This window comes from Kolteria novifilia (assembly GCA_007748055.1).
In the GTDB taxonomy this organism is placed as follows: domain Bacteria; phylum Planctomycetota; class Planctomycetia; order Kolteriales; family Kolteriaceae; genus Kolteria; species Kolteria novifilia.
This window is the reverse complement of record CP036279.1, coordinates 4,623,328-4,645,347: the sequence shown is the minus strand read 5'-3', so window position 1 is coordinate 4,645,347 and position 22,020 is coordinate 4,623,328. Positions and strand designations below refer to the sequence as shown.

Here is a 22,020-nt window from a genome sequence, read left to right as displayed (position 1 = left end):
GTGGTGTCGGCGCCCCACATCCTCCGTGGGCGTCTCGTCTCTTCCGTCCCTCTTTGTCCAAGGGAAAGCCTCTTTTATCCCCCCTTGGACAAGGGGAAGCGATGGGAACGACGAACCACCGTTCGTTTGGTAGGTGCAAAGACTCCGGCTCAGGCCCAGCAATCCGCCCATATCGCTCGTCACTTCTTCTTGAACAGGGCGGCCCATCCGGTCGGGTAGGGGAGTGTCTGGGTCAGCGGCTCGTTGTGCTGGTGCACCGGTTCGACCGAGAAGAAGACGTTCGGCTCGACCTGATCGACGATCGCCAAGAGCTTCGAGAGTCGTCGCCGTTGACAGGTCGAGTAGATGAGCATCACCGGTCCGACGCGATCGTGCCCTTCGACCATGGTGGCGCGAAAACCCGAACGGCGCAGCGTCTCGGCGATCTCGGGGCCGGCCTTCTCGGAGATGATGCGAACAACGACAAAGCCGAGCGCCAGGAGTCGCTCCATACCGATCCCGGCCGCGTTGCCTGCCGCGAACCCGCCCGCGTAGGCCAGGACCAGAAGGGGGCTATCCGAGACGCCGATGATCACTTGCGACAACGCAACGATCCAAACCAGCACCTCAAAGAACCCCAAGACGACTGAAATGGCGAGCCGTCCTTGTACCACGAAGATCGTTCGCAGTGTTCCCAGCGAGACATCAATGATTCGAATGCCGAAGATGAGCAGTCCGATTTGCCATGGCGGAAGGGTAGCGAGAAACTCCATCATCAAGTCCAGACGCGCAATCCATTGATTGATTCACATGGGGAGGGAGAACGGGCACGACGCCTCCCCCTGTTCCCTTCGGGCGTGATAGAAGAACCAGGGGGAGGCGTCTCGCGGTCGACCCGCGCGACTACTTCGAGGAGGCGGCCTTGGCGGCGCGATCGGAGACCCCTTCGATCGGCTTGGTGGGCAAGTCCTTCGTCGACGGAGCCTTCGGACCCCGCAAGCGCAGGGCGAGCGCCTCGGCTTGCCGGCTGTAGTCAATCGATTCGCCCAAGATCCGCGCGGCCTCCTGAGCGGCGTGAAATCCCTTCGAATTCTCACTGCTGACGTAGTCGAGTCGCCACATCGCTTTACGCTGGAGCTCAAACACGTTCGCCAACTGCTCGTCGGTCACCCCGGCCGCCTTCGCCTCCATAATGGCGTCGAGCATGCTCGTCATCGCCCCCGCCGCCCGCTCGAGCAGCGACCGCGTCCGGTCCTGGATCGTCGCGACTCGGTCGCGAAGCTCCTGCTCGGGAACGTGATGGCAGGTCTGACACGCGTTGTTGATGTTGAGCATCGGACTTTGGACGTTGTGGTTGCTCAGCTTCATCGCCCCGACGCGCTCGTAGGGCATGTGGCAATCGGCGCAGCTCACGCCCGCCCGAGCGTGAACGCCCTGGCTCCAGAGTTCAAACTCGGGATGTTGGACCTTGTAGACCGGCGCCCCGGTCTCCCCATGGATGTAGTCGAAGAACTCAGTTCCATCGGGGAAGGTCGTCTCGTCCCAAAACGACTCGAGATCCTCCATCTTCAAGCCGTTGCCCCAGGGGAAGGTGAGGGTCATCTTGTTGGCGCAGTAGTACTCGACGTGGCACTGGGCACAGACGAAGGTTCTCATCTCCTGCCGCGACGCGTCGACGTTCGGGTCGTATTTCGTCTTGCGACCACTCTTGCGCCAGCGGGTGATGCTGGGCAGATGCGGCACCGGGTCGTCGCTCTCCGCGAGCGCCGCGATCCCTTGCATGAACCCCGGCCGAGTGACGCGAATCGCCATCGTCTGGGGGTCGTGACAGTCGATACACGTCACCGGGTGGGCCTCGCCCATCGAGGGGTGGTTCTCGGGAACCGGTTTGCCGGCGAACTCCCCGTTGAAGCCACCCGCGGGCGCTTCCGGGAAGACCGTCTCCGGATCGTCGGGCGTTCCGTCAGGCACCGACTTGAGCAGCGCGAGAACCTCTTGGTAGGGCTTCTGGCTTAGCTCTTCGAAGCCGCGCTGGACAGCGGGCATGTTGAAATCCGCCGCGAGCGCCTCGGGATCGCTCGGCTCGTCCATCGCCTCGAGCCCGACCTTGCGGTAGAGCACCGTGGTCGATCCGTGGCAGTGCAGACACGCCCCGGCTTGCGCCTTCTTGGTCACCCGTTCGGTCACGCCCTGGTCGTAGAGCATGTACGCGTGCCCGCGGGCCTCGCGGTAGTCGATGCTGAAGGCGTAACCCGCGTAGAGTCGTTTGAGCCAGGGATCGGTTTCGAGCTTGCTTTGCGGCATCGCGCTGGAGCCGCCGTAGAATTTGTCGCCTGCGGTCGCTTTCCAGCCGTCGTACTGATGGGGCCAGTTCTTACCCCACGGCACCGGGTCGGTCGAGATCTCGTCGACCTCCGCCACGCGCACGAAGGGAGTTCGGGCCTCCTGTTTGTGGCCGAAGATGGTTACCAGCACCCAAGTGACTAGGACCGTCGCGCCCGCCGACGCGAGGAACGCCAGGACCAACAGTCGGGTGTTGCCGCGCCGCTTCATGCGGACCCATCTCGTGCGAAATCGAGCCTGGTACTCGTGGTCGCTCATCGCAAGCCTTCCTCAACTGTGCGCGTCGCCGCGCTCGCTACCGCTGCGCGTGCCCGACCGACTGGTGACAGTGGACGCAGCGCGCGGTCTGGTCCCCGTCCTTGGTCGGCAACATGTGGTTAACCAATTTCGAATGGCAGTACAGACACGCCTGCTGCGTCACTTCGGCGTTGCGCGGCTTGATCTGGATCGGCTCATGGAAGTCGCCGGTGGTGAAGGCCAGCGAATGGAAAAAGCCGTTGTCCATCTTCGTGATCCACTTCCCGATCGGGTCGTGGGGCAGATGGCAATCGTTGCACGTCGCGACGTGGTGGTGACTCGACTTGACCCAGGTGTTGAGCTGGTCTTGCATGATGTGGCAGTTGGCGCACGCGTTGGGGTCGTTGCTGAGGTACGAAGCCCCTTCGCCGTAGCCGAACGTGAACGCCCCGAGACCGCCGAGCACCCCAAACATCACCGCGACCACCAGGGAGAGCGTCCCTCTCGTCGCCGAGACCTTGACCGGTTGCTCGTCCGTCGCCGGGTGCGTGCGTTCCCCGCTCTCTTGCTCGTCGCCTTCCCCTGGCATCGAGCACTCCCTTGAGATAGTCCGTCAACGCCTACCGCCGAGGGGAGTATATCTCTTCGTCGACAAGATCCAAAGGGCACCTCGACGGGGACCTCATGAGGAGGGTTGGCCCGAGCGAGCCCGTCTCCTCAGCGGTTGCGGGCTCGACGTCCGCGGCGGGCTTGATACTCCGGCATGCCGATACCGAGCGACGGGCCCTCATCGGGCGCGGTCCGCCCCATCACGACATCGAAGTTGACCGCCAGTTCCCCAAGAGAGGAATCGGGGATTGGTTGGAAGTCGCCGAGCACCGTCGCCCGCGACTCGGCCGGGACCGAGAGGAAGAGTCGATCGCGAGCGTTCTGCGGATGCCCCTTCACGTAGAGCTGCGTCGTCAGGACTCGCTTGCCCCCCTTGCTGACCGCGACGTGGATGTGCGGCGTGCGGCCGGGATAGGGGACCGGCTTGATCGTGCGGAAGTAATAGTGACCCTTCGAGTCGGTCAAGAACCGCCCGTAGCCCTGAAAGTTCACGTCCCGCTGGTCGCGGCGGCGGTTGTCGCCCGAGTGCAGATAGACCGCGTTGTTGTCGACCTGCCAGATTTCCACAAACGCGTTGCGCACCGGATCGCCCTTGCGGTCGAGCACCCGGCCCGAGAGGTGCGTGATCTCGCCGACCGCGGGGGTGAGCGAATCGTTGATGACCAAGAGATCGTTGTCGGTATCGAGCGGCATCTTGTCGGGATAGAAGGGCCCCTCGGTTTGACGCGCCGTCGCGACGAGTTCGGCGAAGACCCCCGGCGTCCACAGCGCCGTCGCCCCCAGGGCCAATCCCCCGCGAAACAACTCCCGCCGCCCGAGCAACGACTGCGTTCCCCTCATGGCTTCTCCTCGGCAAGTGGTTGGTCGATGACCGTCATTGAGAAGTGGCTCCCGACCGAGGTCCAACGTTTCCCCGCGACCTCGGCCGAGCGTGTCTCTTCGATGATAACTGCGATCGCCCACCCAGTGCCCACTCCAAACCGCCCGTCGCCCGCTCTCTTTCCGTAGGTCGGGCCAATGCCTGGCGCGCGTTCGGCATGCGAATCTCCCGCCGGGAGGCTTATTTCTCCGGCTGGCGGTTTTCGAGAGCGGCTTCGTAAACGGTGACCGCCGCCTTGGCCATCAAGTGCATCGTCGGTTTGCCCGGCATCAACGGCAATTGTCTGCGGCCGACATTCTTGATCGCCTCGACGATCGCATCCCGGATCTCTTCTTCGAGCACTTCGACGATGTCCTGGTCCATGATTCCTCCTCGCCTCCCCATTCGGTCACGTTTCCAACAGCCGTGTTGTAGGCCCACCTCCTCCGCCAGGCCAACGAGATGTTCCTCCCGGCGTCGCCGCCATGTCCGCCCATCTTCCGACAACGGCATCGCCGTGATCCCATTTTCCGACAACGGCAACGCCGTGATCCCATTCTCCAACAACGGCACCGCCGTGATCCCATTCTCCAACAACGGCACCGCCGTGATCCCATTCTCCAACAACGACAACGCCGTGATCCCAGTTTCCGACAACGGCATCGCCTTGATCGCGTGTTCCGGCAACGGCAACGCCGTTGAACAACACAGCCCAGGGTCGCGCAGCGCACCCTGGGTAGGCGTAGTCCCCCAATCCAAACCCCGAAGCGGGTTTGACACGCGTTGCGTCACGTTTCCGACGAATGGAATCGCCGCCCGTGCCCGGGTCGAACGCTTTCAGCGTTCCGAATGTTCGTTGCCCCGTCACCCAGGGTGCGCGAAGCGCGACCCTGGGCTGTGATGTCGCATCCCTTCAGGATGCTTGGGACAAGGTAGGCAACAAGTTCTGCCCCGCCTCCCGGCAAGCAATCCCCATGCGTCGCCGTCCGCACCACCGCCACCGTTCCCCGCTCCCCAAGCACCACCGCATCCACTCCCGGCCGCCGCCGGTACTCCTTCCCCGCGTCGCGGGTTCTGAATTCGATGGGATGGTTGGGCACTTCTGAATTGTCGTAGATAAACGCTTCCATTCGCGATGTTGACTATCACGCTCTCACAACAGGAGTCCCGCTCACGAGGAAATTCCGGGCCCGCCAATACGTCGGAGAGCGGTGAGCGTTGCAACGGTGGCGTGTGGGGGAAGCAGGAGCCGATGACGATGGGGGACCGGTCACCGATCAACGGGGAGTGGCGGCAGGGGCGCGGCGTTGGGCTCGGCGGGCGCGTTTGCGGTCGGCTCGTTGGCGGGCTTCGTCGGCGCGCTCTTGGAGTCGATGCTGGGGGTGCTCGTCGATCCAACGGTCGGGTAGCAACGAAGGGAGATCCGAAGCCGGGGTGGTCGGCAGGCGGGTGTAGACGTCGCGGAGATACGCGAAGGGATCGACGTGATGGCGGTTGCAACTCTTGGTCAGGGTGAAGAAGGTGGCGGCGGTCTCGCCTCCTTGGCTGTTGCCGAAGAAGAGCCACGCCTTGCGGCCGAGGACGGCGTACTTCAGCGCCGCTTCGGTGCGGTTGTTGTCGATGGGAATCGCCCCATGGTCGAGATAGCGTGTGAAGGACTGCCACCGGTTGGTCATGTAAGCGATGGCGGCGCGCCACTTCGATTTCGGAAGCTCCCGCTCGTACTGCTCGAGCAGCCACTGGTGGAACTCGGTCACGATCGGCTTGGCGTCGCGTTGCCGCAGGGCGCCGCGTTGTGACACACTACTGTCACGGGCGCGATCTTCGATGTCGTAGAGCCGCTGGAAGTAGCCGAGGGCGGTGTGCGTCCGCACGCTCGGCGCGCTGAAGTGGATTTCCTCGAACTTACGGCGCGCATGAGCCCAGCAGCCGACGGGGACGATCCGGTCGTCCGCCGCGGCGATTCGCTCGTAGCAGGTGTAGGCGTCCGACTGCAAGTAACCCTGGAAGCCGGCGAGGAACTCGTCGGGACCATCGCGGCTGCGGTCGGGCGTGAAGTGGAAGCAGTCGTAGGGATGGGCATTGTCGCCGACGGTGCTCCAGAGATAGGTCTTGGTGCAGCCAGGCGGCTCGCCCGCCAACATCTTGACCGGCGTTTCATCGCAGCCCAGCACCTCGGACTGCAACGCCAGCCGACGCATCAGTTCGACCAACGGCGCGACCGCCAAGGCCAGGGCGAAGAGCCAACGCTGTTGGGTGCCGCGGCCGATGCGGCAGCCGTGGCGAGCGAGGATGTCCTCTTGTCGGTAGTAGGGCAGATGGTCGGCGAAGCGACTGGCGGTCAGATGAGCCCAGAAGCCGGGGCCGGCGTAAGCGTCGATCAACTGCGGCGGTTTCTTCGCCGTGGCGATCGTCGTCTCGCCCGATGCTTCGTCGCGAACGATCACCTCTTGGTAATGTTCGATCACATGGATCGAAGCGGGCGTGAACTCCAGTTGCTCGCTGGTCTTCTTGAAGAACCGCCGGGCGGTCGGGTCGTTCCTCAGCTCCTCGGGAATCTCTTGCTCGTCGAGTTCGTGACGGACCGTCTTGCGCGTGAGCGTTGCAACGGTGGCGTGTGGGAGAAGCAGGAGCCGATGACGATGGGGGACCGGTCACCGATCAACGAGGAGTGGCTGCATGGGCGCGGCGTTGGGCTCGGCGGGCGCGTTTGCGGTCGGCTCGTTGACGAGCTTCGTCGGCGCGCTCTTGGAGTCGATGCTGAGGGTGCTCGTCGATCCAACGGTCCGGTAGCAACGAAGGGAGATCCGAAGCCGGGGTGGTCGGCAGGCGGGTGTAGACATCGCGGAGGTAGGCGAAGGGATCGACGTGATGGCGGTTGCAACTCTTGGTCAGCGTGAAGAAGGTGGCGGCGGTCTCGCCTCCTTGGCTGTTGCCGAAGAAGAGCCACGCCTTGCGGCCGAGGACGGCGTACTTCAGCGCCGCTTCGGTGCGGTTGTTGTCGATGGGAATCGCCCCATGGTCGAGATAGCACGCGAAGGACTGCCACCGGTTGGTCATGTAAGCGATGGCGGCGCGCAGCTTCGATTTCGGAAGCTCCCGCTCGTACTGCTCGAGCAGCCACTGGTGGAACTCGGTCACGATCGGCTTGGCTTCGCGTTGCCGCAGGGCGCCGCGTTGTGACACACTACTGTCACGGGCGCGATCTTCGATGTCGTAGAGCCGCTGGAAGTAGCCGAGGGCGGTGTGCGTCCGCACGCTCGGCGCGCTGAAGTGGATTTCCTCGAACTTACGGCGCGCATGAGCTCAGCAGCCGACGGGGACGATCCGGTCGTCCGCCGCGGCGATTCGCTCGTAGCAGGTGTAGGCGTCCGACTGCAAGTAACCCTGGAAGCCGGCGAGGAACTCGTCGGGACCATCGCGGCTGCGGTCGGGCGTGAAGTGGAAGCAGTCGTAGGGATGGGCATTGTCGCCGACGGTGCTCCAGAGATAGGTCTTGGTGCAGCCAGGCGGCTCGCCCGCCAACATCTTGACCGGCGTTTCATCGCAGCCCAGCACCTCGGACTGCAACGCCAGCCGACGCATCAGTTCGACCAACGGCGCGACCGCCAAGGCCAGGGCGAAGAGCCAACGCTGTTGGGTGCCGCGGCCGATGCGGCAGCCGTGGCGATCGTCGTCTCGCCCGATGCTTCGTCGCGAACGATCACCTCTTGGTAATGTTCGATCACATGGATCGAAGCGGGCGTGAACTCCAGTTGCTCGCTGGTCTTCTTGAAGAACCGCCGGGCGGTCGGGTCGTTCCTCAGCTCCTCGGGAATCTCTTGCTCGTCGAGTTCGTGACGGACCGTCTTGCGCGGCAGCAACTCGGGGAAGAGACGCCGGCCGCGTCCCTTGCTCGTGCGGCGTTCTGGTGACGGTTCGTCGTCATCGCTCTCGTCGTCGTCGCCGGAACCTGAATCGTCGTCCGCCCCGACGATCGTCGAGTCGAACAAGAGCCCCTGCTGGGAATCGTCGACGAAGCGTTCCCGCCGCCGGCCGTACAAGGTCCGCTTGAGCAAGTCGACGTCGCTCTGCAAGCGATCGATCGTCTCCTGCTGCTGAGCGATGATTGCTTGTTGTTGGGCGATGGTCTCCTGCTGCTGAGCGATGGTCTCTTGTTGCTGGGCGATGACGGCGGCTTGCCGTCGGCGCTCCCGATCGAGTTCGATGATCAACTCGTGGCAGGCGTCGATATCGTGGGGGAGGTTCACGTCGAAGGCGTCCATCAAACCGATCTCAGTTGTCGCGGGGACACCCTAGCACGTCGACATCGGAGGCGCCAGAGCAGTTTCAGCGATTTCGACGGAATGACGAGAAAGCCTGCGAGTCCGCCTCGTCGCTGCCATCACCATGACATCGTTGTCGCTCGCGAAGAGAACGCCAGGGTCGATCGTCCAACGAGATTGGCAAGCGAAGAACCCTGGGTCCGAGGACAACCGAAGACAAAACTCGGTTTTGGTCGCGTGCCGTCCCATGGCTTCCAGGCTCTCGCCGCCGTGACGGGGAACTGGCGTCTCGAAGGAGCAGCGGCGCGTCCTGGCTCCGCGGAGCGGCACGCATCATTTCGGGAAAGAGCGAGGGGAAGTCACGAACGACGGGACGACGGCGTGTCACGGTGCTGATCGGAGACTTGAAAGCGTTTGCGATGCCGGACCGAGGAGAAGTCGATGCCCTCGAGAATGAGTGACAATTGTCCGGCAGTGATCTCGAGGCCGGCCTCATCGTCGGCCGCCTGGGCGTCGGGAAGCTGATAGCTTCCTTCCTCCAACTGCTGATACCAAATGCAATAGCCGACGCCGCCCCAATAGAGCACCTTGAGGCGATCCCGGCGGCGATTGATGAAGACGAACAGGTGGCCCGAGAGAGGATCTTGCTCGAGCACCGACTCCGCCAAGGCGATGAGCCCGTGAAAGCTCTTACGCATATCGACCGGTTCCCGGGCCAGGAAGATCCGCACCTGGTGAGGGACCGACCACATGCTCACTCCTCCTCGACGCTCTCGAGGGCCGCAAGCACTTGACGCAAGGCGTCGCTGTCGACTTGGGCCGGCGCCCGCACGATGTAGCCTCGGGGATGAACGATCTCGATCACGCTAGTCGATTCGGGGACCACCCGCAACGCGACGAACGGCGACGGACACGCCCCACCGCCACCGACCGCAGGCGAACGTTTCTCTTGTCGATCGCGTCGCTGTAGCTCACGCCGCCAGCCGTAGAACGACGCCTCCGAAATCCCTTCCTCCCGGCAGAACCTCCGAACGCCCCGTCCGCTCTCCTCTTGCCGACGAACGACCTGCCGCCAATAGGCTTCCTTCTCCGGGCTGCGATCTCGCATCTTCCGCCTCGCGACAAACCAGGGCCAACCAACCCAAGCCTACCGCAACCGACAAGACGCCACCGTTGCAACGCTCACGTTGTCGCGGGGACACCCTAGCACGTCGGCGTCGGAGGCGCCAGAGCAGTTTCAGCAATTTCGTCGGAATGACGAGAAAACCTGCGAGTCCTCCTCATCGCTGCCATCACCATGACATCGTTGTCGCTCGCGAAGAGAACGCCAGGGTCGATCGTCCAACGAGATTGGCAAGCGAAGAACCCTGGGTCCGAGGACAACCGAAGACAAGACTCGGTTTTGGTCGCGTGCCGTCCCATGGCTTCCAGGCTCTCGCCGCCGTGACGGGGAACTGGCGTCTCGAAGGAGCAGCGGCGCGTCCTGGCTCCGCGGAGCGGCACGCATCATTCGGGAAAGAGCGAGGGGAAGTCACGAACGACGGGACGACGGCGTGTCACGGTGCTGATCGGAGACTTGAAAGCGTTTGCGATGCCGGACCGAGGAGAGGTCGATGCCCTCGAGAATGAGTGACAATTGTCCGGCAGTGATCTCGAGGCCAGCCTCATCGTCGGCCGCCTGGGCGTCGGGAAGCTGATAGCTCCCTTCCTCCAACTGCTGATACCAAATGCAATAGCCGACGCCGCCCCAATAGAGCACCTTGAGGCGATCCCGGCGGCGATTGATGAAGACGAACAAATGGCCCGAGAGAGGATCTTGCTCGAGCACCGATTCCGCCAAGGCGATGAGCCCGTGAAAGCTCTTACGCATATCGACCGGTTCCCGGGCCAGGAAGATCCGCACCTGGTGAGGGATCGACCACATGCTCAGCCCTCCTCCACGCTCTCGAGGGCGGCAAGCACTTTGCGCAACGCGTCGCTGTCGACGTGGGCCGGCGCCCGCACGATGTAGCCTCGGGGATGAACGATCTCGATCACGCTCGTCGGTTCGGGGACCACCCGCAACGCCACGAACGGCGACGGACACGTTCCACCGCCATCGACCGCAGTCGACCGTTTCTCTTTTCGATCGCGTCGCTGTAGCTCACGCCGCCAACCGTAGAATGACGCCTCCGAAATCCCCTCTTCCCGGCAGAATCGTCGAACGCCCCGCCCGCTCTCCTCTTGCCGACGAACGACCTTCCGCCAATACGCTTCCTTCTCCGCACAACGAACTCGCATCTTCCGCCTCGCGACAAACCAGGGCCAACCAACCCAAGCCTACCGCAAACAAAAAGACGCCACCGTTGCAACGCTCACCCAGCAGCGGGAAACGAAAGAACCTCCGATTCCCGACTCTCCGCTGGATTCCCGAGTTCTTCGCACGTACTCTTGCTCATGGCGTATCCTCCGTTGCCCTCGTCGGGCCGCTGATGAAATCTCAACTACCTCACCAGCAGGATACGCCGCTTTTTTCCTTCAACCACCACACAACATTCGGGTATATCTCTACCAGGACTCAGGAATGAGCTTGTTTCCTCCTCGCCAGCGCTCAACAACGGTTTCCTGGAACCAATCATCCTGAAGATCAGCGTGGTCGGTAATAATCACTTGAAAGTTCGGACCGAGCGATTTCGTCACATCGACAATGAACTTGAACATTCTGGCTCTATTGCCAAATCTGTGGGTGGTGAGTGTCTTCTCCGTTCCGCTTGGTAGTGGAGGTTACCGCCGTATGCCAAGGGCCGCGTCCGGCTGCTGCTTTGCCTGGTCTTCTCGCTTCGCTCGCCCTGCATCCTCGCCATCGTGGCTCGGCTTCGGTCGCCCGGCAAAGACTCCTCCTTGGCCGTTGGCGGGGAGGATGTTCCACTGGTCAAGCGGAAAGGAGAGAAGTCGGCAGCAGGGAGTAAAAGAGCATCCCGCTCTCGAGTGGCGCATGATGGAGTTTGCGAGGACTTCTTCAAACGCCAGCCGCGAGAGACGGGATGCGACTTCAGGTTATCCTCAACGCCTTGGAGCGTCACGGGAGTTTCGTCTACGAATCGGCGGCTTGGGCCGATTCGTCGAAAGAGGGACTGCTGGTTCGGGTTCGCCCACGGCGTCGCAGCCGGCCGATCTGTTCGGGTTGCGGGAATCGTGGCGGCACGTACGACCACTTGCCGGAACGCCGTTTTCAGCACGTGCCGTTGTGGGGCCTGGCGGTTTGGCTGGTCTACGCGGCGCGGCGGGTCGCATGCCCTGCTTGCGGGGTGAAGGTGGAACGCCTTCCCTGGGCGTCGGGCAAGGAGCGAACGACGTCGAGCTTCCAATGGTTCCTGGCCCGTTGGGCCAAACGCTTGAGCTGGCGCGAGACCGCCGAGATTTTCGGCACGAGTTGGCACACCGTCTTTCGTGCGGTGAAAATGGCGGTTTGCTGGGGAATCCGCCATCGCGACCTGGAAAGGATCGAGGCGATCGGCATCGACGAGGTCGCCTACCGCAAGGGCCACCAATACTTCACCTTGGTCTATCAGATCGACCGCGGATCGCGTCGTCTGCTTTGGGTCGGGCAAGACCGGACCAAGGAGACGCTCGGTCGTTTCTTTCGCTTCTTCGGCAGGCGGCGAACCGAGCGGCTGAAGTACATCTGCAGCGACATGTGGAAGGCCTACCTGTCGGTCATCGCTCGCGAGGCCAATGGGGCCCTGCACATCCTCGACCGCTTCCACATCATGCAGTTGTTCAACAAGGCGATCGACAAGGTGCGGGCCCAGGAGGCACGCGAACTCAAACGCAAGGGCTTCGAGGTGCTCAAGCGGACGCGTTGGCTGCTGCTCAAGCGTCGCGGCAACCTCAAACGCAAGGAGGTCCTTCGTCTCAACGAGTTGTTGACGCACAACCTCAGGACGGTCAAGTGCTACCTGATGAAGGAAGATTTCCAGCGGCTTTGGGACTACAAGGCTCCCTGGCGGATCGGATCCTTCTTCCAGGAGTGGCTCGATCGGGCCTTGAGCACACGGATCGAACCGATGCGCAACCTGGCACGAACCCTCGAGCGTCACGCCGAGCAGATCTTCAATTGGTTCGAGGCAAAAGGAGAGATTTCCGCGGGCGCCGTCGAGGGAATGAATCTGAAGGTCAAATTGACGACCCGCCGATCCTACGGCTTTCGCGACCCCAACACCCTCAAATACGCTCTCTATCACAATCTCGGCAACCTCCCCGAGCCACCATCGACCCACAAATTCTGAAGACGAGGCAAATGACCAAGAAATTGCCGACGATTCAAAAATCACGCCGTCCAATCGCCGTTGGAGCTGGTTTAGTTGCGCTGGATGCTGTCGTCAGTGCCGATGTGAACATTCCCGTTCGATATTGGGCAGGGGGGACATGCGGCAATGTCTTAACCTCGCTCGCATTCCTCGGATGGAATTCGCAGCCAGTCGCGCGACTGGGGACTGGCGCTGCAAGTGACCTCCTCTTAGACGATCTCCGTCGTTGGAAATTGTCGCTTCGGTTCATCCGTGTTGAACCCGACGGAAGCACGCCGATCATTGTCGAGCGGATACGTCGCGATGCCAATGGTCATCCAAGGCATTCGTTTTCTTGGCGTTGTCTCGGATGTGGAGCGCCATTTCCAGGTTACAAGCCAGAACTGTTGAGCGTAGCCGAGACAATCTCGCCGAAGATCAAGGGAGCAAAGGCGTTCTTCTTTGATCGACTTTCTGCCGGTACGGTGTTACTTGCAAAGGCCGCTGCCGAAAGCGGTGCATTGGTTGTCTTCGAGCCATGCAGCATTGGCAATCCAGTCTTGTTCCGTCAGGCGTGGGAAGTTGCTCACATTGTGAAGTATTCCCACGAACGTCTAAGTGAATTTCCGGAGATGGCCGTTGAAAGTAGTCCGCTATTGGTGATTGAGACACTTGGCGACGCAGGTCTGCGGTACCGTCGCCGAACAAAGGGAATGGCAGCGTCAACATGGGTCGAATTAAAATCATTTGCGGCCGGCACGTTGAAAGACACCGCCGGAGCAGGAGACTGGTGTACGGCTGGGCTCATTTCGAAAGTGGGGATTGATGGGTTTGCCGGATTCGCAAAGGCATCTGACAGGCAACTTGACGAGGGCATTCGATTTGGGCAGGCACTTGCCGCATGGAATTGTGGCTTTGAAGGAGCACGCGGTGGAATGTACGCCGTTTCAAAGACATTGTTCAAGAAGCAAGTCGATCAACTTCTCTCTGGTTCGTCTGCTTTAATTCCTATGCCTGACCCAGCCGTTCCAGACAAAGTGGAATCAAGTAGCTTCTGTAGAAGTTGCGATGTTTCGGTCTTGGATACCCGCAAGCGGAAGACCAAACGGGGGTGATGTTCGCGCTGAATTACGCACCTCGTCGACGCGCAGAGTATTTCAAGTTGCTGGAAGGACATTGATCTGAACCGTTTACCGCCAGTCGGAACGGTCTATCTGGCGTTCAGTGTACGCCGCAGCCCGGCTTCCCATCCCCGGATGCCGGCCAGGAAAAGTTCAATAGCCGTCTTGTCGTCCCGATTCACATTTCCTAGCGACCTATCCCCCTTTCCGGTTTGGCCCCCGAGTGGGGCCTTCACGGCGCCCGGCCCTGTGCCGGACGTGTGTTCCTTGGGGTCAACCTTGTCTCGCGCGGTTGGCCCGGCGTAAAGATCGCGCGGCGGCGGGGTATCACCAAAAGTAACGACGCCGCTAATCACCTTGTAGAAGACTCGCATCTTCCGCCTCGCGACAAACCAGGGCCAACCAACCCAAGCCTACCGCAAACAAAAAGACGCCACCGTTGCAACGCTCACCCTTTCGTGACAAAAGGGGCCGATGATGCTTCTCCAAAAGTTTCGAGACATGATGAGGGCTGAATCGACTCTACGGAAGTCGACTCGATCCCTAGAAGGACGTTTCTCGCCCCGCCTGGAAGGACTTGAAGATCGTAGCGTCCCAACTGCGAGTCCCTTGGGAACATTGGATCCTCCGCTCGAAGGGGGCATGGTGGAGTGTGCTCCCGACGCCGCGTGTAGTGATCCAGCCGTTTTACTCCAAGCTGGACCTCGTTTGGCCAGCGTTGACACGAGTCAGAGTACACTGCTGAACGCGGTGCTGGGAAACATGCTTGGCACTAGCGTCAACTTGACCGTTCTCGATTGGAATGCCGTCGCGCAGTCCGATATCAGTCTCGCGGAGTTTCTAGACGTGCTGGCAGCGGACGTGGGCGTTGCGGGACCCGACGAAGCGGTGAACGCCGACGTCTCTCTGCTGCAAGTCCTTGATGCGATGACCAGCGTCGCACAGGCCGATGGAAACACCGCCCTGGTCGATGCACTCTCGGTGCTTCAGGTCCCCTTTGGTGAGCTTCAAGGAACGATCCGGCTGATCGATCTCCTCAATGTCGACCTTCCCGACGGTTCGTTGGCCAATATCGATCTCGACGCCTTGGACCTCGTATCCGGCACCGTTCAACTGTTCAATTATGACAACGTTCTGACAACGCCCCAGCCGGTGACGGTGTCGGGGGCGGATCTCGGGCTCGGCGGAGTCGTCAACTCGATTGAACTTTATGCCCAAGTTGTCGAATCACCGGTCTTCACCATCGCCAAGGAAGGAACGACCTTTCACACCGCCGCGATGAGGTTGAAGCTCAATGTCGATCTGGTCGACGCCAACGTCGACACAACGACTCTCGAAGATGCTCTGCAAGCTGCCCTTGGCGCCGGCGTGAGTGTGCAAGCCGACTTGACGCTTGGTCAGGTTGAATTCTACGCAAATGTCGCGCGTGCGGAGGGAATTGTCACCCAGATCGATGCGATCGCCGAGACGGTAACTGTCGACGCGACACCTGGCATCGCCGATGTCTACTTGGGAACGATCAGCGACTCGCTCTTCTACAACCGGACGCACCTCATCGATCCGGTGACCGATCTGACCTACGCCAATGTCGGCACCTTAAGCATTCAGGCCACCGATTCGCTGGGGGCCCCGTTGGCGGACGAGACGACTGGTATCTCGGCGAAGGCGTTCGGGGAAGGTCAGGCTCCCCTTGTGGATTCTCTTCTCTTCTCCGGTCCCTACCCGGAGACTCTCACGACCGGTTCAAGCTCGACCGCAATCACCAATCTTATTGCCGATCTGGCAACAACTCTCGATGTCCAACTTGATGGTAGCTTGGGTTCCGTTCTCGATCCGCTTGTCGATACCATCGTGCTCCCAACTACGGACACGTTGGTCACCGATGCGATTCAGCCAACTCTCGACACGCTGTTGACGGGAGTGGTCGACCCTCAACTCCGGTTGTTGGGAATTGGAATCGGTGAAATGGATGTCACGATCAGCGGGTTCTACGGACTTCCTCCTTCGGCGCTGGACGATAGTAGCTCGACAAATGAAGACGTCGCGGTCGTCATCTCCGTGCTCGACAACGATGTTGATCCGGATGGTGGCGAATTGACCGTGGTCGATGTCGTTCAGCCCGCAAATGGCGCGGTGACGATCAACCCTGATGGGACGCTCACCTACACGCCCAATGCTGATTTCTTTGGCGGCGATTCGTTCACCTACGTCATCAAGGATTCGGACTGCTGTACTTCGACTGCGGCGGTCAACATTGCCGTCGATCCCGTCAACGATGCTCCCGTCGCCGGAGATGACACGGCAACAACATCCCCCAATACCCCACAAACGATCACCGTCCTGACCAACGACACCGATGTTGATGGCGATCCGCTGAGCGTCGACAGCTTCACCCAGCCGGCCAGCGGCAGCGTGGTCCTGAACCCCGACGGGACCTTCAGCTACACCCCCGATCCCGAATTCCACGGGACCGACAGCTTCACCTACACCGTCACCGATGGCAACGGCGGCACTTCCACCGCCACGGTGGGCCTCACCGTCGATCCCGTCAACGACGCTCCCGTGGTCAATGGAGAGAACGTCACGACCGATGAGGACACACCGACGACGATCACCGTCCTGACCAACGACACCGATGTTGATGGCGATACGCTCAGCATCGACGGCTTCACCCAGCCGGCCAACGGCAGCGTGGTCCTGAACCCCGACGGGACCTTCAGCTACACGCCCGATCCCGACTTCCACGGAACCGACAGCTTCACCTACACCGTCACCGACGGTAACGGCGGCACTTCCACCGCCACGGTGAGCCTCACCGTCGATCCCGTCAACGACACTCCCGTCGCGAACGACGATGCCGCGACGACGAACGAGGACACGCCGACGACGATCGACGTCTTGGCCAACGACACCGATGTCGATGGCGATCCGCTCAGCGTCGACAGCTTCACCCAGCCAGCCAGCGGTTCGGTGGTCCTGAACCCCGACGGGACCTTCAGCTACACCCCCGATTCCGACTTCCACGGAACCGACAGCTTCACCTACACCGTCACCGACGGTAACGGCGGCACTTCCACCGCCACGGTGGGCCTCACCGTCGATCCCGTCAACGACCAGCCCGTGGTTAGTGGAGAGAACGTCACGACGAATGAGGACGCACCGACGACGATCGACGTTCTGGCCAACGACACCGATGTCGACGGCGATACGCTCAGCGTCGACAGTTTCACCCAACCGGCTAGCGGCAGCGTGGTCCTGAACCCCGACGGGACCTTCAGCTACACGCCCGATCCCGACTTCCACGGAACCGACAGCTTCACCTACACCGTCACCGACGGTAACGGCGGCACTTCCACCGCCACGGTGAGCCTCACCGTCGATCCCATCAACGACACTCCCGTCGCGAACGACGATGCCGCGACGACGAACGAGGACGCACCGACGACGATCGACGTCTTGGCCAACGACACCGATGTCGATGGCGATCCGCTGAGCGTCGACAGCTTCACCCAGCCGGCCAGCGGTTCGGTGGTCCTGAACCCCGACGGGACCTTCAGCTACACCCCCGATTCCGACTTCCACGGGACCGACAGCTTCACCTACACCGTCACCGACAGCAACGGCGGCACTTCCACCGCCACGGTGAACCTCACCGTCGATCCCGTCAACGACGCTCCCGTGGTCAATGGAGAGAACGTCACGACCGATGAGGACACACCGACGACGATCACCGTCCTGACCAACGACACCGATGTCGATGGCGATCCGCTGAGCGTCGACGGCTTCACCCAACCAGTCAACGGTTCGGTGGTCCTGAACCCCGACGGGACCTTCAGCTACACCCCCGATCCCGACTTCCACGGCGCCGACAGCTTCACCTACACCGTCACCGACGGTAACGGCGGCACTTCCACCGCCACGGTGAACCTCACCGTCGATCCCGTCAACGACACTCCCGTCGCGAACGACGATGCCGCGACGACGGCCGAGGACGCACCGACGACGATCGTCGTCCTGACCAACGACACCGATGTTGATGGCGATACGCTCAGCATCGACGGCTTCACCCAGCCGGCCAACGGCAGCGTGGTCCTGAACCCCGACGGGACCTTCAGCTACACGCCCGATCCCGACTTCCACGGAACCGACAGCTTCACCTACACCGTCACCGATGGCAACGGCGGCACTTCCACCGCGACGGTGAGCCTCACCGTCGATCCCATCAACGACACTCCCGTCGCGAACGACGATGCCGCGACGACGAACGAGGACACACCGACGACGATCGCCGTTCTGGCGAACGACACCGATGTCGATGGCGATCCGCTGAGCGTCGACAGCTTCACCCAGCCGGCCAGCGGCAGCGTGGTCCTGAACCCCGACGGCACCTTCAGCTACACGCCCGATCCCGACTTCCACGGGACCGACAGCTTCACCTACACCGTCACCGACGGTAACGGCGGCACTTCCACCGCCACGGTGAGCCTCACCGTCGATCCCATCAACGACGCTCCCGTGGTCAATGGAGAGAACGTCACGACCGATGAGGACACACCGACGACGATCGCCGTTCTGGCGAACGACACCGATGCCGACGGCGATCCGCTCAGCGTCGACAGTTTCACCCAACCAGCCAGCGGCAGCGTGGTCCTGAACCCCGATGGCACCTTCAGCTACACGCCCGATCCCGACTTCCACGGAACCGACAGCTTTACCTACACCGTCACCGACGGCAACGGCGGGACTTCCGCCGCCACGGTGAGCCTCACCGTCGATCCCATCAACGACGCTCCCGTGGTCAATGGAGAGAACGTCACGACCGATGAGGACACACCGACGACGATCGCCGTTCTGGCGAACGACACCGATGCCGACGGCGATCCGCTCAGCGTCGACAGTTTCACCCAACCAGCCAGCGGCAGCGTGGTCCTGAACCCCGATGGCACCTTCAGCTACACCCCCGATCCCGAATTCCACGGCGCCGACAGCTTCACCTACACCGTCACCGACGGTAACGGCGGCACTTCCACCGCCACGGTGAGCCTCACCGTCGATCCCATCAACGACGCTCCCGTGGTCAATGGAGAGAACGTCACGACCGATGAGGACGCACCGACGACGATCGACGTTCTGGCGAACGACACCGATGTCGATGGCGATACGCTCAGCGTCGACAGCTTCACCCAGCCGGCAAGCGGCAGCGTGGTCCTGAACCCCGACGGGACCTTCAGCTACACGCCCGATCCCGACTTCCACGGAACCGACAGCTTCACCTACACCGTCACCGACGGTAACGGCGGCACTTCCACCGCCACGGTGAGCCTCACCGTCGATCCCATCAACGACGCTCCCGTGGTCAATGGAGAGAACGTCACGACCGATGAGGACGCACCGACGACGATCGACGTTCTGGCGAACGACACCGATGTCGATGGCGATACGCTCAGCGTCGACAGCTTCACCCAGCCGGCAAGCGGCAGCGTGGTCCTGAACCCCGACGGGACCTTCAGCTACACGCCCGATCCCGACTTCCACGGAACCGACAGCTTCACCTACACCGTCACCGACGGCAACGGCGGGACTTCCGCCGCCACGGTGAGCCTCGCCGTTGATCCCGTGAACGACGCTCCCGTCGCGAACGACGATGCCGCGACGACGAACGAGGACACGCCGACGACGATCGCCGTCCTGGCCAACGACACCGATGCCGACGGCGATACGCTCAGCGTCGACAGTTTCACCCAACCGGCTAGCGGCAGCGTGGTCCTGAACCCCGACGGGACCTTCAGCTACACGCCCGATCCCGACTTCCACGGAACCGACAGCTTCACCTACACCGTCACCGACGGTAACGGCGGCACTTCCACCGCCACGGTGAGCCTCACCGTCGATCCCATCAACGACACTCCCGTCGCGAACGACGATGCCGCGACGACGAACGAGGACGCACCGACGACGATCGACGTCTTGGCCAACGACACCGATGTCGATGGCGATCCGCTGAGCGTCGACAGCTTCACCCAGCCGGCCAGCGGTTCGGTGGTCCTGAACCCCGACGGGACCTTCAGCTACACCCCCGATTCCGACTTCCACGGGACCGACAGCTTCACCTACACCGTCACCGACGGTAACGGCGGCACTTCCACCGCCACGGTGAGCCTCACCGTCGATCCCATCAACGACACTCCCGTCGCGAACGACGATGCCGCGACGACGAACGAGGACGCACCGACGACGATCACCGTCCTGACCAACGACACCGATGTTGATGGCGATCCGCTCAGCGTCGACAGCTTCACCCAGCCAGCCAGCGGTTCGGTGGTCCTGAACCCCGACGGGACCTTCAGCTACACCCCCGATTCCGACTTCCACGGGACCGACAGCTTCACCTACACCGTCACCGACAGCAACGGCGGCACTTCCACCGCCACGGTGAACCTCACCGTCGATCCCGTCAACGACCAGCCCGTGGCAGAGAGTAGATTCGCTAGCATCTCAGAGGACAGCACTTTGATTGGCAAGCTCTCGGCAAAGGATCGTGACTCTGAGTCGCTCACCTTCTCCATCCTTGTGTGGCCGACGTTTGGGACACTACGCCTTGACGCATCAACTGCAACCTACGAATACCTTCCCAATGTCGATTTCAACGGAGAAGACAGCTTCCAGTTCCTAGCGACCGATGGAATCCGATTCGATACTGGCATCATTTCGATCCAGGTCGCACCGGTCAATGATGCTCCCGTCGCAACCGATGTGGCCCAGACCGCAACTGAGGACGAACCGATTAGTGGGACGCTCTTGGGAAGCGACCCCGATGGGGATTCCATGACCTACTCGGTCCTTGCCGAGCCCGAGTTCGGAACGCTTTCTCTCAATCCCATCACCGGTGAGTACACGTATATCCCTGATCCTCACTACCACGGACTCGATCAGTTCCAGTATGAGATCAGCGACGGACTCACCACGCGAGTCGCATCGGTCTCGCTGGTTGTGGAACAAGTCAACGACGTGCCTGTACCCGGCCCGTTCATTGCGAGGGTCAGCGAGGCCGGACTCATCTCCGGAACGATTGTCACGAACGATGTCGATGGCGATCAGATCCGCTACTTCATTGTTTCTGGTCCGACCTTGGGAATTGTTACTACATTTAGCTTCACTACAGGACAGTTCCAATACATGAACACTTCGGCCACCGGAGGGACGGACAGTTTCATCGTCCGCATCACTGACGGTACTGTCGAAGTAGACACGGTCGTTGTCTTGGAGTCGTCCATCATCTCGGAAGCAACCGGACTCGCGACAGGCTCGTGAGCGTTGCAACGGTGGCGTCTTGTGGATTGCGGTAGGCTTGGGTTGGTTGGCCCTGGTTTGTCGCGAGGCGGAAGATGCGAGTTCGTTGTGCGGAGAAGGAAGCGTATTGGCGGAAGGTCGTTCGTCGGCAAGAGGAGAGCGGGCGGGGCGTTCGACGATTCTGCCGGGAAGAGGGGATTTCGGAGGCGTCATTCTACGGTTGGCGGCGTGAGCTACAGCGACGCGATCGAAAAGAGGAACGGTCGACTGCGGTCGATGGCGGTGGAACGTGTCCGTCGCCGTTCGTGGCGTTGCGATTGGCCCCGACGTCAACGAGCGTGATTGAGATCGTTCATCCCCGAGGCTACATCGTGCGAGCGCCGGCCCAAGTCGACAGCGACGCGTTGCGCAAAGTGCTTGCGGCCCTCGATAGCGTCGAGGAGGAGTGAGCATGTGGTCGGTCCCTCATCAGGTGCGGATATTCCTGGCTCGGGAACCGGTCGATATGCGAAAGAGCTTTCACGGGCTCATCGCCTTGACGGAGTCGGTGCTCGTGCAAGATCCGCTTTCGGGCCACCTGTTCGTCTTCATCAATCGCCGCAGAGATCGGATCAAGGTTCTCTATTGGGGCGGCGTCGGCTATTGCATTTGGTATCAGCAGTTGGAGGAAGGGAGCTATCAGCTTCCCGACGCCCAGGCGGCCGACGATGAGGCCGGCCTCGAGATCACTGCCGGACAATTGTCACTCATTCTCGAGGGCATCGACCTCTCCTCGGTCCGGCATCGCAAGCGCTTTCAAGTCTCCGATCAGCACCGTGACGCGACGTCGTCCCGTCGTTCGTGACTTCCCCTCGCTCTTTCCCGAATGATGCGTGCCGCTCCGCGGAGCCAGGACGCGCCGCTGCTCCTTCGTGACGCCAGTTCCCCGTCACGGCGGCGAGAGCCTGGAAGCCATGGGACGGCACGCGACCAAAACCGAGTTTTGTCTTCGGTTGTCCTCGGACCCAGGGTTCTTCGCTTGCCAATCTCGTTGGACGATCGACCCTGGC

At 61.7% G+C, this 22,020-nt stretch carries 19 protein-coding genes and 1 pseudogene; 5 read left to right on the top strand and 15 right to left on the bottom strand.

Annotation, left to right across the window (positions count from 1 at the left end; translation table 11 throughout):
* Nucleotides 1–179: 179 nt before the first annotated feature.
* The 15 genes and pseudogenes from Pan216_RS17070 to Pan216_RS17005 form a co-directional block, all read right to left on the bottom strand.
* A complete protein-coding gene (locus Pan216_RS17070; protein WP_419192644.1) occupies nt 180–755 on the bottom strand; it encodes a DUF2179 domain-containing protein in 576 nt (191 codons plus the stop codon).
* Between the two features lie 127 nt (nt 756–882).
* Nucleotides 883–2,532 (bottom strand): ammonia-forming cytochrome c nitrite reductase subunit c552, encoded by a 1,650-nt coding sequence (locus Pan216_RS17065; protein ID WP_145264072.1) that lies wholly within the window; start codon nt 2,530–2,532, stop codon nt 883–885.
* Between the two features lie 85 nt (nt 2,533–2,617).
* Nucleotides 2,618–3,148, bottom strand: a complete 531-nt coding sequence (gene nrfH / locus Pan216_RS17060; RefSeq protein WP_145259656.1) for a cytochrome c nitrite reductase small subunit — start codon at nt 3,146–3,148, stop codon at nt 2,618–2,620.
* Nucleotides 3,149–3,276: 128 nt separating this feature from the next.
* Nucleotides 3,277–4,008, bottom strand: coding sequence for a dioxygenase family protein (locus tag Pan216_RS17055; protein WP_145259654.1), 732 nt, complete (start codon nt 4,006–4,008; stop codon nt 3,277–3,279).
* Between the two features lie 220 nt (nt 4,009–4,228).
* Complete coding sequence (locus tag Pan216_RS17050; protein WP_145259652.1) at nt 4,229–4,411, bottom strand: hypothetical protein; 183 nt, start codon at nt 4,409–4,411, stop codon at nt 4,229–4,231.
* A gap of 893 nt (nt 4,412–5,304) precedes the next feature.
* Complete coding sequence (tnpC, locus tag Pan216_RS17045; RefSeq protein ID WP_145259650.1) at nt 5,305–6,657, bottom strand: IS66 family transposase; 1,353 nt, start codon at nt 6,655–6,657, stop codon at nt 5,305–5,307.
* A 31-nt stretch (nt 6,658–6,688) separates the two neighbouring features.
* The gene (locus tag Pan216_RS28445) at nt 6,689–6,922 is read right to left on the bottom strand and encodes a transposase domain-containing protein (protein WP_419193687.1); all 234 of its coding nucleotides are present in this window, start codon (nt 6,920–6,922) and stop codon (nt 6,689–6,691) included.
* A 33-nt stretch (nt 6,923–6,955) separates the two neighbouring features.
* Nucleotides 6,956–7,321 (bottom strand): annotated as a pseudogene (locus Pan216_RS28440) (IS66 family transposase); the annotation flags it as partial.
* Nucleotides 7,322–7,333: 12 nt separating this feature from the next.
* Nucleotides 7,334–7,639, bottom strand: a complete 306-nt coding sequence (locus Pan216_RS17035; protein ID WP_419192643.1) for an IS66 family transposase — start codon at nt 7,637–7,639, stop codon at nt 7,334–7,336.
* The gene (locus Pan216_RS17030) at nt 7,612–8,292 is read right to left on the bottom strand and encodes an IS66 family transposase (RefSeq protein WP_145259645.1); all 681 of its coding nucleotides are present in this window, start codon (nt 8,290–8,292) and stop codon (nt 7,612–7,614) included. The genes Pan216_RS17035 and Pan216_RS17030 overlap by 28 nt, the downstream gene beginning before the upstream one ends.
* A gap of 359 nt (nt 8,293–8,651) precedes the next feature.
* Nucleotides 8,652–9,044: an IS66 family insertion sequence element accessory protein TnpB gene (gene tnpB, locus Pan216_RS17025; RefSeq protein WP_145259643.1), complete on the bottom strand. Its 393-nt coding sequence runs from the start codon at nt 9,042–9,044 to the stop codon at nt 8,652–8,654.
* A gap of 2 nt (nt 9,045–9,046) precedes the next feature.
* Nucleotides 9,047–9,400, bottom strand: coding sequence for an IS66 family insertion sequence element accessory protein TnpA (gene tnpA, locus Pan216_RS17020; RefSeq protein WP_145259641.1), 354 nt, complete (start codon nt 9,398–9,400; stop codon nt 9,047–9,049).
* 423 nt (nt 9,401–9,823) lie between these two features.
* Complete coding sequence (tnpB, locus tag Pan216_RS17015) at nt 9,824–10,216, bottom strand: IS66 family insertion sequence element accessory protein TnpB (protein ID WP_145259639.1); 393 nt, start codon at nt 10,214–10,216, stop codon at nt 9,824–9,826.
* 2 nt (nt 10,217–10,218) lie between these two features.
* The gene (tnpA, locus tag Pan216_RS17010; protein WP_145259637.1) at nt 10,219–10,572 is read right to left on the bottom strand and encodes an IS66 family insertion sequence element accessory protein TnpA; all 354 of its coding nucleotides are present in this window, start codon (nt 10,570–10,572) and stop codon (nt 10,219–10,221) included.
* A gap of 267 nt (nt 10,573–10,839) precedes the next feature.
* Nucleotides 10,840–10,992 carry a DUF3732 domain-containing protein gene (locus tag Pan216_RS17005; protein ID WP_145259635.1) on the bottom strand — a complete coding sequence of 51 codons (153 nt, stop codon included), beginning with the start codon at nt 10,990–10,992 and terminating at the stop codon, nt 10,840–10,842.
* 323 nt (nt 10,993–11,315) lie between these two features.
* Here Pan216_RS17005 and Pan216_RS17000 point away from each other — a divergent pair, with 323 nt between their 5' ends.
* The 5 genes from Pan216_RS17000 to tnpB (Pan216_RS16980) all read left to right on the top strand — a co-directional run bounded on the left by Pan216_RS17000 (nt 11,316) and on the right by tnpB (Pan216_RS16980) (nt 21,815).
* Nucleotides 11,316–12,560 (top strand): ISL3 family transposase, encoded by a 1,245-nt coding sequence (locus Pan216_RS17000; RefSeq protein ID WP_145259633.1) that lies wholly within the window; start codon nt 11,316–11,318, stop codon nt 12,558–12,560.
* Between the two features lie 11 nt (nt 12,561–12,571).
* Nucleotides 12,572–13,675, top strand: coding sequence for a carbohydrate kinase family protein (locus Pan216_RS16995; protein ID WP_145259630.1), 1,104 nt, complete (start codon nt 12,572–12,574; stop codon nt 13,673–13,675).
* A 714-nt stretch (nt 13,676–14,389) separates the two neighbouring features.
* The gene (locus Pan216_RS16990; RefSeq protein WP_419192642.1) at nt 14,390–20,992 is read left to right on the top strand and encodes an Ig-like domain-containing protein; all 6,603 of its coding nucleotides are present in this window, start codon (nt 14,390–14,392) and stop codon (nt 20,990–20,992) included.
* Between the two features lie 74 nt (nt 20,993–21,066).
* A complete protein-coding gene (tnpA, locus tag Pan216_RS16985; protein ID WP_145259626.1) occupies nt 21,067–21,420 on the top strand; it encodes an IS66 family insertion sequence element accessory protein TnpA in 354 nt (117 codons plus the stop codon).
* A 2-nt stretch (nt 21,421–21,422) separates the two neighbouring features.
* The gene (gene tnpB / locus Pan216_RS16980; protein WP_145255890.1) at nt 21,423–21,815 is read left to right on the top strand and encodes an IS66 family insertion sequence element accessory protein TnpB; all 393 of its coding nucleotides are present in this window, start codon (nt 21,423–21,425) and stop codon (nt 21,813–21,815) included.
* Nucleotides 21,816–22,020: the final 205 nt, after the last annotated feature.